The following is a 14,344-nucleotide window of genomic DNA, read 5'->3' as shown; positions in this document are numbered from 1 at the left end:
TATTTTATGGAAAATATCGATATTCGCGGGGCTAGAACCCATAACCTGAAAAATATAAATCTAACTATTCCACGCAATAAACTTGTGGTGATCACTGGGCTTTCAGGTTCGGGAAAATCCTCTTTAGCGTTTGATACACTTTATGCGGAAGGGCAGCGCCGCTATGTTGAATCTCTTTCGGCGTATGCACGCCAGTTTTTATCTTTAATGGAAAAGCCTGATGTGGATTCTATTGAGGGACTTTCGCCTGCGATTTCGATTGAACAAAAATCTACCTCACACAATCCACGTTCTACGGTGGGAACAATTACGGAAATTTATGATTATTTACGTTTATTGTTTGCCCGAGTAGGTGAACCGCGTTGTCCAGATCATGATGTTCCATTAACGGCACAAACGATTAGTCAAATGGTGGACAAAGTATTAAGTTTGCCAGAAGACAGCAAGATGATGTTACTTGCGCCAGTTGTCAAAAACCGAAAAGGCGAACATGTTAAGATTTTAGAAAATATTGCTGCGCAAGGTTATATTCGTGCGCGTATTGATGGCGAAATTTGCGATTTATCTGATCCACCAAAATTAGAGTTACAGAAAAAACATACTATTGAAGTGGTAGTAGATCGCTTTAAAGTGCGGTCAGATTTAGCAACACGTTTAGCTGAGTCTTTTGAAACAGCATTAGAGCTTTCAGGTGGCACCGCGATTGTGGCAGATATGGATGATCCGAAAGCGGAAGAATTAGTTTTTTCGGCAAATTTTGCCTGTCCGCATTGCGGTTATTCTGTGCCAGAATTAGAACCACGTTTATTTTCCTTTAATAACCCTGCTGGAGCTTGCTCTACTTGTGATGGTTTGGGTATGCAACAATATTTTGATGAAGATCGTGTGGTGCAAAATCCAACTATTTCCCTTGCTGGTGGTGCGGTGAAAGGTTGGGATCGTCGTAATTTCTATTATTATCAAATGCTCACCTCATTGGCGAAACATTATGATTTTGATGTTGAAGCGCCCTATGAATCTTTGCCAAAGAAAATTCAACACATCATTATGCATGGTTCAGGTAAAGAGGAAATTGAATTCCAATATATGAATGATCGTGGCGATGTGGTTATTCGCAAGCATCCTTTTGAAGGTATTTTGAATAATATGGCTCGCCGATATAAAGAAACAGAATCAATATCGGTGCGAGAAGAATTAGCGAAAAATATTAGCAATCGACCTTGTGCAGACTGTGGCGGATCTCGTTTGCGACCAGAAGCGCGTAATGTGTATATTGGAAAAACGAATTTACCGATGATCGCGGAAAAAAGCATTGGTGAAACGCTCGAATTTTTCACCGCACTTTCTCTCACTGGTCAAAAAGCGCAAATTGCAGAAAAAATTCTTAAAGAAATCCGCGAGCGTTTGCAGTTTTTAGTGAATGTTGGTTTGAATTATCTTTCTCTTTCTCGTTCTGCTGAAACTCTTTCAGGCGGTGAAGCACAACGTATTCGCCTTGCTAGTCAAATCGGTGCAGGGCTTGTTGGTGTAATGTATGTATTAGATGAACCTTCGATTGGCCTACATCAACGTGATAATGAACGCTTACTTAACACGTTAATTCATTTGCGTAATCTTGGTAATACGGTAATTGTCGTGGAACATGATGAAGACGCGATTCGTGCGGCTGACCATATTATAGATATTGGGCCTGGTGCTGGCGTGCATGGTGGGCAAATTATTGCGCAAGGAAACGCTGATGAAATTATGATAAATCCAAATTCCATAACAGGAAAATTCTTATCGGGCGCAGATAAAATCGAAATCCCGAAAAAACGCACCGCACTTGATAAGAAAAAATGGCTCAAACTTAAAGGCGCATCAGGTAATAACTTAAAAAATGTGAATTTAGATATTCCCGTTGGTTTATTTACTTGCGTAACTGGTGTATCAGGCTCAGGAAAATCCACACTTATTAATGACACTTTATTTCCACTTGCGCAAAATGCATTAAATAGAGCGGAAAAGACGGATTACGCACCTTATCAATCTATCGAGGGATTAGAGCATTTCGATAAAGTTATTGATATTAACCAAAGCCCGATTGGACGTACGCCACGTTCAAATCCAGCCACTTATACAGGCTTATTTACCCCAATTCGCGAGCTTTTTGCAGGTGTGCCAGAGGCGCGTGCGCGTGGTTATAATCCTGGGCGTTTTAGCTTTAACGTGCGAGGCGGACGCTGTGAAGCCTGTCAGGGCGATGGTGTACTCAAAGTTGAAATGCACTTTTTGCCCGATGTTTATGTTCCTTGCGACCAATGTAAAGGCAAACGCTATAATCGCGAAACCTTAGAAATTCGTTATAAAGGCAAAACCATCCATCAAGTTTTAGATATGACGGTGGAAGAAGCACGCGAGTTTTTTGATGCGATTCCAATGATTGCAAGAAAATTACAGACTTTGATGGATGTGGGATTATCCTATATTCGATTAGGTCAATCTTCTACAACACTTTCAGGCGGTGAAGCGCAGCGCGTTAAGCTAGCGACGGAGCTTTCTAAACGTGATACAGGTAAAACTTTATATATTCTAGATGAGCCGACTACTGGTTTGCATTTCGCTGACATTAAGCAATTACTTGAAGTACTGCATCGATTACGCGACCAAGGAAATACTATCGTCGTGATTGAACACAATCTTGATGTGATTAAAACTGCAGACTGGATTATCGATCTTGGTCCAGAAGGGGGAAGCGGTGGCGGGCAAATTATTGCTACTGGTACGCCTGAAAAAGTCGCTAAAGTCGAAGGATCTCATACAGCCAGATTCCTTAAATCAATTTTGGAAAAACGTTAAAAATTACCGCACTTTATAGAATGTAGATATAAAGTGCGGTGATTTTATTTGCTATATGTAGGTTTAATTTAATCCCTATTTGTAAAACTTATTCCCAATATTATATAGGGCGATAATATTACCTATCAATCGGTAACCACAGTTCCTGGCGATTGCTTATTTAATGATGTATAATTTTTAACCCTCATTTTCTCCTAAACCTTTCAGTTTTTATCTGAAATATTTTCAGAAAATTACCGCATTTTTAATGTTTAACTATAAGTTTTATACATAACGAATTGTTTACTGAGTAAGTCTTATGAAAAAAACTATATTTCGTTTTAATTTTTTAACTGCTTGCATTTCATTAGGGATAGTATCGCAAGCCTGGGCAGGACATACTTATTTTGGCATTAATTACCAATACTATCGTGACTTCGCGGAAAATAAAGGCAAGTTTACGGTGGGTGCGCAAGATATTGATATTTATAACAAAAAAGGTGAAATGATTGGCACAATGATGAAAAATGTGCCAATGCCTGATTTATCAGCACTTGCAAAAGGTGGGTATGCCACATTAGTGGGCGATCAACATTTAGTGAGTGTGGCACATAACGTGGGATATCAAGATGTCGATTTTGGTGAGTTTGGACTCAATCCCGATCGACATAACTATAAATATCTAGTTGTTAAACGATATAACTATGTCAATGATGCTCGACATCCATTTATGACGGATTACCAACATCCTCGTCTGGCCAAGTTTGTAACAGAAGTCGCACCGATTGAGATGGTAACAAACACTCACGGTAATGTTTACACCGACTTAAAAAAATATCCTATGCGAGTACGCGCAGGAAGCGGACACCAATATTGGAAGAATGATAATAATGAAACCAATGGTGACTTAGCTTATAGTGGTTCATGGCTGACAGGTGGTAATACCTTTATGGATGGCGGTACAAGAAACGGCGATCTTTATCTTAATGGACGTGTACAAAATCCTAATGAATATGGACCATTACCGATTGCAGGGGCACAAGGCGATAGCGGATCCCCTATGTTTATTTATGATAAAGATAAAGGCAAGTGGTTATTAAATGGCGTGTTGCGTGAAGGACACCCTTACGCAGCGGTAGGCAATGGATACCAAGTTGCTCGCCAAGAGTACCTTGAAGAAGTGCAAAATAATGACATAACGGTAAGAGAATTTGCCAATAATGCCCATTACGTCTTTAAAACCGTAGAGGACGGGAAAGGTACCATCTCTCAAAATGGAAGAAAGCCTAAAGAAGTGGGGCTGTATAAGAGCACTCTTCTCGAGAAAGCCAGAGATCAAAATGGCGATATATCCCCAAGTTATGGTGGACCGAATCCTTGGTCTCCTGCGTTACATAATGGTAAAACTATTTATTTAGGCGACATGGGGAAAGGCATACTTACTATTGCAAATAATGTCAATCAAGGTGCCGGCGGGATTTACTTTGAAGGCGATTTCATCGTTAAACCAAGTGAAAATAATATGACTTGGCAGGGCGCAGGTGTTTCTATTGGGGAAGACGCCACCGTTGAATGGCAGGTAAAAAACCCCGAAGGTGATCGTCTCTCTAAGCTTGGGATCGGCACACTACTTGTAAACGGCACAGGGAAAAATTTGGGTGACATTAGTGTTGGTAACGGAACCGTTATTTTAGATCAAAAAGCAGATGCAAATGGTCAGAAACAAGCCTTCAAAGAAGTGGGGATTGTGAGTGGTCGAGCAACCGTAAGACTTAATAGCGCCGATCAGGTCGACCCAAATAATATCTATTTTGGATTCCGTGGTGGACGCTTGGATTTAAACGGGAACGACCTTACCTTTACTCGTATTCAAAACGTCGATGAAGGCGCGATGTTAGTCAACCATAATGCCAACAAAGAATCCAATATTACTATTACGGGAAGCAACATCATTAATAATAAAGAAAATGATCTTACCAATAAACGCGATATTGCCTTTAATGGATGGTTTGGCGATAAAGATGATACAAAAAACGTGGGTCGCTTAAATGTTCATTATTCTCCAACCAATCAAGAAAATCATCTTTTACTTTCTGGTGGCACCAATCTAAAAGGTAATATCACCCAAAACGGGGGTAACTTAATTTTCAGCGGTCGCCCTACTCCACACGCTTATAACCATTTAAATCCGCACCATGCCAAAATGGAAGGCACAAAACGCGGTGAAGTGGTAATGGATGATGATTGGATTAATCGTTCTTTTGTTGCTGAAAATTTCAACATTCAAAATGGTAAAGCTATCGTTTCTCGCAATGTTTCTTCTATTAAAGGTGGATGGGACATTAGCAATAATGCATCTGTTACTTTTGGCGTGATCCCAAATAAAGAAAACACGATTTGCACACGTTCTGATTGGACGGGCGCAACAACTTGTCAATCCGTTAATCTTACCGATCCATCTGTGATTAAATCTATTCCTACTACACAAGTTAATGGACATATTTCACTATCCGATCATGCTCGATTAAATGTGAATGGATTAGTTTCCCTTAATGGGTCTATTAGCGCTCACTCTGACAGTGAATATCACTTAACACATAAAGCTAACCAAGCAGGCGATATTCATCTTGAAGGCAATGCTCAAGTGCGCATTAATGATGCCACCATGACGGGAGATATGATTGCTTCTGATAATACTAACATTAGTATCGCTAACCACTCCACTACAAATGGATCTATTCAAATTACCGATAATGCGAATTTAAATATCGACTCTTCCACCATGAACGGAAACCTTCAAGCGATAAAGGATAATGAATTAACTGTTACAAATAGTGCTCAAGTTAATGGCAATGTCACTTTGAATAAAAATGCTACCTACACACTTAAAGATCAAGCAGTACAAGTGGGTAATTTAAGCACTTTAGGCAACAATAGAATCACACTTTCTAATCATGCCCGCTTAAATGGATTACTTGATCTTGCTACGGATAGCTCTATTGCAGATATCACCAAATCAATTATCAATGGTAATGTTCGCTCAACTGGACGAGTGAATGTTAATGACGCATCTCAAATCAATGGTTCAGTTAGCTTATCGAATATTGGTGTAATGACGATGGATCATTCTCAATTAACGGGCAATCTAACCGCACAAGAATATTCGACTTACCGTTTAATCAATAAAGCCACTCATCAAGGTAATTTAATTTTGCGAGATCAAGCCGATTCTACCATAGATGATGCTAATTTAATTGGTGATGCACAATTAACTAATTCTGCACAGCTTAAATTTAACAATTCAAGATTTGATCACCAAATCACAGGTGAAAATGCCACCCATGTGACCTTAAATCAATCACAATGGACAATGCCAACTAGCACCACTTTAGGCAGTTTGACATTAAATAATGGAAGTGCGGTTACATTAAATCCTGATTTTGCGAAAGAAACTAACCGTAACCAATTTAATACATTAACGATTAATGGTGATTTAAATGGTTCTGGGACATTTAATTATCCTACTCATTTGGATCAATATTTAGGAGATAAGTTGCAGATCAATGGGCAAGCACAAGGGACATTTAAACTCAATGTTCGTAATACAGGTGCTGAACCAACGAGACTTGCTCACCTCACTCTCATCTCACTAAAAACAATGCCTACGACTGGATTAGATGTTTCATTAACCAATCAATATGTTGATGCGGGGGCATGGCGTTACGAGTTAATTAAAGACGGTAATCAATATCGACTTTACAGCCCAATTAAAGAAGCAGAATTAAAACAAGCGGAAGCTGATCGTATTGAGTCAGAGAAACGTAAAGCTCAAGAAGAGCAAGAACGTATTGAAGCCGAGAAACGTAAAGCTCAAGAAGAGCGGGAACGTATTGAAGCCGAGAAACGTAAAGCTCAAGAAGAGCGGGAACGTATTGAAGCCGAGAAACGTAAAGCTCAAGAAGAAGCAGAGCGCATTGAAGCCGAGAAACGTAAAGCTCAAGAAGAAGCAGAGCGCATTGAAGCCGAGAAACGTAAAGCTCAAGAAGAAGCAGGGCGCATTGAAGCCGAGAAACGCAAAGCTCAAGAAGAGCAAGAACGTATTGAAGCTGAGAAACGTAAAGCTCAAGAAGAGCAAGCAAGAATAGAAGCTAAAAAACAGCTCAAACAAAAAAATTTAATTAGCAAATACTCAAACAATGCGTTATCGGAATTGTCTGCTACCGTAAATAGTATGCTTTCCGTTCAAGATGAATTGGATCGTCTTTTTGTGGAGCAAACGCAGCCTATGGTGTGGACAAATATCGCACAGGATAAAAGACGCTATGATTCCGATGCGTTCCGTGCTTATAAGCAGAAAACTAACTTGCGTCAAATTGGGATGCAAAAAGCGTTAGGTAATGGACGAATTGGGGCAGTTTTCTCACATAGCCGTTCGGATAATACCTTTGATGAGCAAGTTAAAAATTATACTACACTGATGATGCTATCGGGATTTGCTCAATATCAATGGAAGGATTTCCAGTTCGGTGTAAGCGTAGGAATGGGGAGCAGTGTAAGTAAAACCGCAGGAGAACAAAGCCGAAAAATTTATCGTAAAGTGGTAAATTATGGTGTAAATGCAAGTTATCAGTTCCGCTTAGGGCAATTAGGTATTCAGCCTTATTTAGGGGGGAATCGCTATTTTATTGAACGTGAAAACTATCAATCGGAAGGCGTGAGAGTTCAAACACCTAGCCTTGTATTTAATCGCTATAATACAGGTGTACGAGTCGATTATACTTTTACACCAACTAATAATATCACGATTAAGCCTTATTTCTCAGTCAATTATGTTGATGCATCTAATGCCAATATGCAAATCAAAGTGAATAGTGCTACATTACAACAGCCATTTGGACGTTATTGGCAAAAAGAGGTTGGATTAAGTACGGAAATTTTACATTTCCAATTTTCTGCTGCTATCTCACAATCGAAAGGTTCGCAATTAGATAAACAGCAAAATATAGGCTTGAAATTAGGTTATCGTTGGTAAAACATCATTCGTAGATAGGTTGATTTGTTTAACGAGTTGTTTAGTTTTTATCTCAACAAATTTTTACTTTAAAATAGAACTTTATTTTATTTAACGTATCTAAGTAGCGCCTCAGTCAGATTGGGGCTTAATTAAGAGGATTTAATAATGAACTTCACTAAAGTTTTACCGGCATTTGCTGCCGCTGTTGTATTATCTGCATGTGCAAAAGATGCGCCAATAATGGAAAATGCATCGACTCAAATGGCAGCTCAAACTGCGTCAACTATTACTGACAAAACAGTAGTTTATTCTTGCAATAAAAAAACAGTGACTGCAGTGTATCAATTTGAAAACCAAGAGCCAGTTGCGGCAATGGTTAGTTTAGGTAACAAAATTATTGCAAAAGATTTTGCTCGTGATAAATCACAAAACGATTTTATAAGTTTCACTTCTGGTGACTATGTTTGGAATGTAGATAGTGGTTTAACTTTAGATAAATTTGATTCTGTTGTGCCAGTGAATTTAATTCAAAAAGGCAAAACTAGCGATAAGATCATCATCAAAAACTGTGATGTAAACGCAAAAGCAACTAAAAAAGCAAATTTATAATTCATCAAAATGGCTAGCGTAATTGCTAGCCATTTTTCTATCTTAAATAACTCTTAACTTGCATCACCTCAATAGATAAATAAAAAAGTTTAACTATGAATAGAAGATAAGATTTTTATTTTTTCTTGAGATCATCCCCGATTCAAACTAGACTTACCGCCTATTTTATTTAACCTAAACTTTATTATGCGTGTTTCAGATTTTAATTTCGATTTACCTGATGAACTTATTGCTCGCTATCCCAAAGAGGATAGATCATCTTGCCGTTTATTACATTTGAATGGAGAAAATGGCGCGGTAATTGATCGCACTTTTTCAGATGTATTGGATTTAATTGATAAAGGCGATTTATTGATTTTCAATAATACTCGGGTTATTCCTGCAAGAATGTTTGGACGTAAAGTTAGCGGTGGAAAAATTGAAGTTTTAGTTGAACGCATGTTAGATGAGCATCGTTTCTTAGCGCATATTCGTTCATCAAAATCACCAAAAGAAGGAACTGAATTATTTTTAGGTGAAGATAAATTAGGCGAAAATAATGGAATTAAAGCGGTAATGACTGCGCGTCATGGTGCATTGTTTGAAGTGGAATTAAGTGATAAATCAACCGCTCTTTTAGATGTGTTGCAAACCATTGGACATATGCCATTACCGCCTTATATTGACCGTCCCGATGAAGAAGCCGATCAAGAATGTTATCAAACGGTTTATAGTAAAGTACCAGGTGCTGTCGCAGCGCCAACAGCAGGATTACATTTTGATGAGAACTTACTTGAGAAACTCAAAGCTAAAGGCGTGAATTTTGAATTTGTCACATTGCATGTAGGCGCGGGCACATTCCAGCCTGTTCGAGTCGAAAATATTGAAGATCATGTGATGCATGCAGAATACGTAGAAGTTTCTCAAGAAGTTTGCAATGCAATTATTGCAACAAAGAAAGCGGGTAAACGTGTTATTGCAGTGGGAACGACTTCTGTTCGTTCTATTGAAAGTGCGGCGCTTTCTGCTGAAGAATTTGGCAATCCAGATTTAATTGAGCCTTATTTTTCTGATACCTCTATTTTTATTTATCCAGGAAAAAAATTCCGAGTGGTGGATTGCTTAATTACTAATTTCCACTTACCTGAAAGCACTTTGATTATGTTAGTTTCAGCTTTTGCTGGTTATAAAAATACCATGAATGCGTATAAGCATGCAGTGCAAGAAAAATATCGTTTCTTTAGTTATGGCGATGCGATGTTTATTAATAAAAATTCTAATGTGAGAGGATTGGAATAAGTTGTTTGACTTGTAATTAGTCAGCACCTACAATAAAGAACAAGAGATGGCGGTAACCATCTCTTGTCGGAGAATCTACCTAGCCAGCGCTACCTTTCAATAGTAGGCAAAGTAGAATAACAATGATTAGTTTAATAATGAGATTAATCATAGTTTTTATCCTCAATTTGATTACAAATGAAGGATCTACTCAAACAGCCCGTCAGGTGCATACTGGCGGACTGATTTTAGCAGATCCGCCTCTGCTCAAAGAGCATTGGAAATATGATATCACAAGGCCTGTATTTTTTAACAGGCTTTTTTGTTCAAAAAAATCTTCGAACTGTTTATTCGTTGGAGCAAAAATGAAGTATGAATTAGATAAAACAAGCGGCAATGCACGTCGTGGTCGCTTGGTATTTGAACGTCCACAAGGCACGTTCAGCGTAGAAACACCTGCATTTATGCCGGTGGGTACTTATGGCACCGTGAAAGGCATGACCCCAGAAGAAGTGCGTGCGACAGGTGCAGAAATTTTACTGGGTAACACCTTCCATTTATGGCTTCGTCCTGGACAGGAAGTGATGCGTAAACACGGTGATTTGCACGATTTTATGCAATGGCATCGTCCGATTTTGACAGACAGTGGCGGCTTCCAAGTATTTAGTTTAGGTAAATTACGTAAAATCACCGAGGAAGGCGTGAAATTCCAAAACCCAATTAACGGTGAGCGCATTTTCCTTTCACCTGAAAAATCCATGGAAATTCAATATGATTTAGGGTCTGACATCGTGATGATTTTCGATGAATGTACGCCTTATCCAGCGACTTTCGATTATGCGAAAAAATCCATGGAAATGTCTCTTCGTTGGGCAAAACGCAGCCGCGATCGCTTTGATGAATTAGGCAATAAAAATGCGCTATTCGGTATTATTCAAGGCGGCGTGTTTGAAGAATTACGCAAAGTATCATTAGAAGGCCTAGTGAATATTGGCTTTGACGGTTATGCGGTGGGCGGTTTAGCGGTAGGCGAACCTAAAGAAGATATGCACCGTATTTTGGAATATATTTGTCCACAAATCCCGGCTGATAAACCACGCTATTTAATGGGCGTGGGTAAACCGGAAGATTTAGTGGAAGGCGTACGTCGTGGTATTGATATGTTCGACTGTGTAATGCCAACCCGCAATGCACGTAACGGTCATTTATTCGTGACAGACGGCATTGTCAAAATCCGTAATGCAAAATATCGTGATGATACCAGCCCATTGGATCCTGAATGTGATTGCTACACCTGTAAAAATTACACCAAAGCGTATTTATATCATTTAGATAAATGCGGTGAAATTTTAGGTGCACGCTTAAATACCATTCACAATTTACGCTATTATCAACGTTTAATGGCGGAAATTCGTCAAGCGATTGAAGACGATCGTTTTGATGATTTTATCGTGGAATTCTATGCTCGCATGGGCAAACCTGTTCCACCATTACAATTAGCGGATAAATCATAATTGATGAAAGTGCGGTAGAAAAATGAAGCGTTTTTTGACCGCACTTTTTAACAAAGGAAACCTTATGCAAATTCTTGAACCTCAACAATTCGCCACCTGGAATGAACCTATTGAAATGCTTTATGCCTGTCATAGTAAGGTAAAACGTTTTTGTCGTCAGTTAAGCATTTTACCTGATTATCTAGAAAAACATGGCTATACTCAGGCTGTGTTAAATGATGTCGAGCAGATTTTAACTTATTTCAATCGTGCCGCACCTTTACACCACGAGGATGAAGAATTAGATTTTTTCCCTCAATTAGTCAAAGTGGCTCCGCAAGCACAAACTTCCATTGATGAATTAGAAAAACAGCACGACTATTTGCATGAAAATTGGAATGCACTATCTGCGCAGTTAGAAGAGCTTATTTCTGAACAACGTCAAAATATTGATGAGCATTTAATTGAACGCTTTGTTCAAGGTTATGATCGTCATATTGCATTAGAAGAACCGCTATTTGAAATGGGGCGTGAATGCTTAAGTGCGGATATTTTGGCTGAAATGGGCAAGAGCATGAGTGCTCGTCGTCAAGTGAAAGAATGAAATATCAGCTCAATTTAACCGCACTTCGATGTCCAATTCCTCTTTTAAGTGCCAAAAAAGCCTTAAAAAATTTGGATAAAAATGATGAGCTAATGTTGATCTTAAACCTTGAAAGTGCGGTTGAAAATTTTTCTATTTTTGCAGAAGAAAATTCTGTTGCCTTGGTCGAGCAATATTACGCTTCGGAAAAAGAATTTATCGTTATCTTGAAAAAATAAAATTAATCGCCATAACGTAGGATATTGGGCGTGGTTCACCTTTCCCAATGAGCCAATTTATGGTATTTTAAGCGCAATTTTTAACTTAAATTAACAAGGAAAACATACAATGGAAGCACAAAACCCGATGTCCACGTTATTTATTTTCGTGATCTTTGGTTTAATTTTTTACTTTATGATTTATCGCCCGCAAGCTAAACGCAATAAAGAACACAAAAAATTGATGTCTGAGCTTGCAAAAGGTACTGAAGTTTTAACCGCTGGTGGTTTAATCGGCAAAATTACTAAAGTAACCGAAGGTAGCGATAGCATCGTGATTGCGTTAAACGACACGACAGAAATTACGATTAATCGTAACTACATTGTAAGCGTTCTTCCTAAAGGTTCATTAAAATCACTTTAAGAGTAACGTTAAATTATTTTCCAGAGCCACGAATTGTGGCTCTGTGCGTTAGAAAAGAAAAGGAAAACTATGTTAAACCGTTATCCATTATGGAAGAATTTGATGGTTATTTTTATTGTGGCCATCGGGATTTTATATTCTCTTCCAAATATTTATGGTGAAGATCCTGCGGTTCAAATTTCTGGTACGCGCGGTCAAGAAGCGAATACTAGCGTGCTTGGACAAGTTCAAGATGTGCTTAAAACCAACAATCTTCCAACCAAATCTGTCGTGCTTGAGAACGGCTCAATTCTAGCTCGTTTCACTAATACCGATGATCAACTCCTTGCTAAAGATAAAATTGCTGAACGTCTTGGCAATAATTACACCACTGCATTAAACCTAGCTCCTGCCACTCCAGCTTGGTTAAGTATGTTTGGTGCTAACCCAATGAAATGGGGATTAGACTTACGCGGTGGGGTTCGTTTTTTAATGGAAGTTGATATGAATGCTGCACTTGTAAAACGCCAAGAGCAATTACAAGACAGTTTACGTAACGAACTTCGCAAAGAAAAAATTCAATATACGGCAATTAAAAATACTGAGCATTTTGGTACTTCTGTCACATTGGCCGATGCAAGTCAACGCTCTAAAGCGGAACGTATTATTCATCAGTTGCATCCAACCTTAGATATCACAGAGTTGGATAACGATAGTATCAATTTAGGTCTTTCAACTTCAGCATTAAATGAAGCACGCGACTTAGCAATTGAGCAAAACTTAACGATTTTACGTAAACGTGTTGCTGAATTAGGGGTATCTGAGGCGGTTATTCAACGTCAAGGTGCTGAACGTATTGTTATTGAGTTACCAGGTGTTCAAGATACCGCACGTGCAAAAGAAATTTTGGGTGCAACTGCAACGCTTGAATTTCGTATCGTAAATCAAAATGTTACGGCCGATGCAATTTCTCGTAATATGTTACCAGCTGATTCGGAAGTTAAATATGATCGCCAAGGTCATCCTGTTGCATTATTTAAACGCGCGGTCTTAGGTGGTGAGCATATTATTAATTCAAGTTCTGGTTTAGATCAGCATTCAAGTACCCCGCAAGTGAGTGTAACCTTGGATGGTGAAGGTGGTGAGATTATGTCTCAAACTACCAAAAAATATTACAAGAAACCAATGGCAACGCTTTATGTTGAATATAAAGATAACGGTAAAAAAGACGAAAATGGTAAAACTATTTTAGAAAAACATGAGGAAGTCATTAATGTGGCGACGATCCAAGGTCGTTTCAGTTCTAATTTCCAAATTACTGGTGTTGATAGTATCGCGGAAGCGCATAACCTTTCTACCTTACTGAAATCTGGCGCATTAATTGCACCAATTCAAATTGTTGAAGAACGTACAATTGGCCCATCTTTGGGGGCACAAAATGTGGAGCAAGGGATTAATGCGAGCTTTTGGGGACTCATCGCTGTGATTTTATTTATGCTGTTCTACTACAAAATGTTCGGTATTATCGCAAGTTTTGCTTTGGTCATTAATATCGTGTTGTTAGTGGGTTTAATGTCTATTTTACCTGGTGCGACACTTTCCATGCCAGGGATTGCTGGTATCGTATTAACCTTAGGTATGTCGGTGGATGCAAACGTGTTGATTTTTGAACGTATTAAAGAAGAAATTCGCAATGGTCGTCCAATTCAACAAGCAATCAATGAAGGTTACAACGGGGCGTTTAGCTCAATTTTTGATGCGAACTTAACGACAATTTTAACTGCAATTATCTTGTATGCAGTGGGGACAGGTCCAATTCAAGGATTTGCGATTACGCTTTCACTTGGTGTGGCAATTTCAATGTTTACCGCAATTACAGGAACTCGAGCATTAGTTAATGCGCTTTATGGCGGTAAACAACTTAAGAAATTATCAATTTAGGTAGGGAAC

The 14,344-nt window shown here is 38.7% G+C and carries 9 protein-coding genes; all 9 read left to right on the top strand.

Going from position 1 to position 14,344, the window contains the following annotated elements; genetic code table 11:
- The first annotated feature begins 6 nt into the window (after window positions 1-6).
- The 9 genes from uvrA (at window position 7) to secD (ending at window position 14,335) form a co-directional block, all read left to right on the top strand.
- Window positions 7-2,838 carry an excinuclease ABC subunit UvrA gene (gene uvrA, locus DV428_RS09260; RefSeq protein ID WP_114909517.1) on the top strand — a complete coding sequence of 944 codons (2,832 nt, stop codon included), beginning with the start codon at window positions 7-9 and terminating at the stop codon, window positions 2,836-2,838.
- 298 nt (window positions 2,839-3,136) lie between these two features.
- A complete protein-coding gene (locus DV428_RS09255; protein WP_114909516.1) occupies window positions 3,137-7,849 on the top strand; it encodes a S6 family peptidase in 4,713 nt (1,570 codons plus the stop codon).
- A gap of 147 nt (window positions 7,850-7,996) precedes the next feature.
- The gene (locus DV428_RS09250) at window positions 7,997-8,440 is read left to right on the top strand and encodes a hypothetical protein (protein WP_114909515.1); all 444 of its coding nucleotides are present in this window, start codon (window positions 7,997-7,999) and stop codon (window positions 8,438-8,440) included.
- Window positions 8,441-8,626: 186 nt separating this feature from the next.
- Complete coding sequence (gene queA, locus DV428_RS09245; RefSeq protein ID WP_114909514.1) at window positions 8,627-9,718, top strand: tRNA preQ1(34) S-adenosylmethionine ribosyltransferase-isomerase QueA; 1,092 nt, start codon at window positions 8,627-8,629, stop codon at window positions 9,716-9,718.
- A gap of 344 nt (window positions 9,719-10,062) precedes the next feature.
- Window positions 10,063-11,211, top strand: coding sequence for a tRNA guanosine(34) transglycosylase Tgt (gene tgt / locus DV428_RS09240; RefSeq protein WP_114909513.1), 1,149 nt, complete (start codon window positions 10,063-10,065; stop codon window positions 11,209-11,211).
- 64 nt (window positions 11,212-11,275) lie between these two features.
- The gene (locus DV428_RS09235) at window positions 11,276-11,794 is read left to right on the top strand and encodes a hemerythrin domain-containing protein (RefSeq protein ID WP_114909512.1); all 519 of its coding nucleotides are present in this window, start codon (window positions 11,276-11,278) and stop codon (window positions 11,792-11,794) included.
- Window positions 11,791-12,012: a sulfurtransferase TusA family protein gene (locus DV428_RS09230; protein ID WP_005634417.1), complete on the top strand. Its 222-nt coding sequence runs from the start codon at window positions 11,791-11,793 to the stop codon at window positions 12,010-12,012. Before DV428_RS09235 ends, DV428_RS09230 begins: the two co-directional genes overlap by 4 nt.
- A 109-nt stretch (window positions 12,013-12,121) precedes the next feature.
- On the top strand, window positions 12,122-12,415 hold the full coding sequence (gene yajC / locus DV428_RS09225) for a preprotein translocase subunit YajC (protein ID WP_005631054.1): 294 nt from the start codon (window positions 12,122-12,124) through the stop codon (window positions 12,413-12,415).
- A gap of 69 nt (window positions 12,416-12,484) precedes the next feature.
- Window positions 12,485-14,335 carry a protein translocase subunit SecD gene (gene secD / locus DV428_RS09220; protein ID WP_114909511.1) on the top strand — a complete coding sequence of 617 codons (1,851 nt, stop codon included), beginning with the start codon at window positions 12,485-12,487 and terminating at the stop codon, window positions 14,333-14,335.
- Window positions 14,336-14,344 lie beyond the last annotated feature (9 nt).

Origin of the sequence: Haemophilus haemolyticus (genome assembly GCF_003352385.1) — a bacterium.
GTDB lineage: Bacteria > Pseudomonadota > Gammaproteobacteria > Enterobacterales > Pasteurellaceae > Haemophilus > Haemophilus haemolyticus_I.
Note: the sequence above shows the minus strand (reverse complement) of the source record. Positions and strands in the feature narration are given on the sequence as shown.

What these genes read in the sequence shown, in the direction of transcription:
- uvrA (WP_114909517.1), top strand. Translation starts at nt 7, where the DNA reads ATGGAAAATATCGATATTCGCGGGGCTAGAACCCATAACCTGAAAAAT.
- queA (WP_114909514.1), top strand. Translation starts at nt 8,627, where the DNA reads ATGCGTGTTTCAGATTTTAATTTCGATTTACCTGATGAACTTATTGCT.
- yajC (WP_005631054.1), top strand. Translation starts at nt 12,122, where the DNA reads ATGGAAGCACAAAACCCGATGTCCACGTTATTTATTTTCGTGATCTTT.
- DV428_RS09230 (WP_005634417.1), top strand. Translation starts at nt 11,791, where the DNA reads ATGAAATATCAGCTCAATTTAACCGCACTTCGATGTCCAATTCCTCTT.
- DV428_RS09255 (WP_114909516.1), top strand. Translation starts at nt 3,137, where the DNA reads ATGAAAAAAACTATATTTCGTTTTAATTTTTTAACTGCTTGCATTTCA.
- secD (WP_114909511.1), top strand. Translation starts at nt 12,485, where the DNA reads ATGTTAAACCGTTATCCATTATGGAAGAATTTGATGGTTATTTTTATT.
- tgt (WP_114909513.1), top strand. Translation starts at nt 10,063, where the DNA reads ATGAAGTATGAATTAGATAAAACAAGCGGCAATGCACGTCGTGGTCGC.
- DV428_RS09235 (WP_114909512.1), top strand. Translation starts at nt 11,276, where the DNA reads ATGCAAATTCTTGAACCTCAACAATTCGCCACCTGGAATGAACCTATT.
- DV428_RS09250 (WP_114909515.1), top strand. Translation starts at nt 7,997, where the DNA reads ATGAACTTCACTAAAGTTTTACCGGCATTTGCTGCCGCTGTTGTATTA.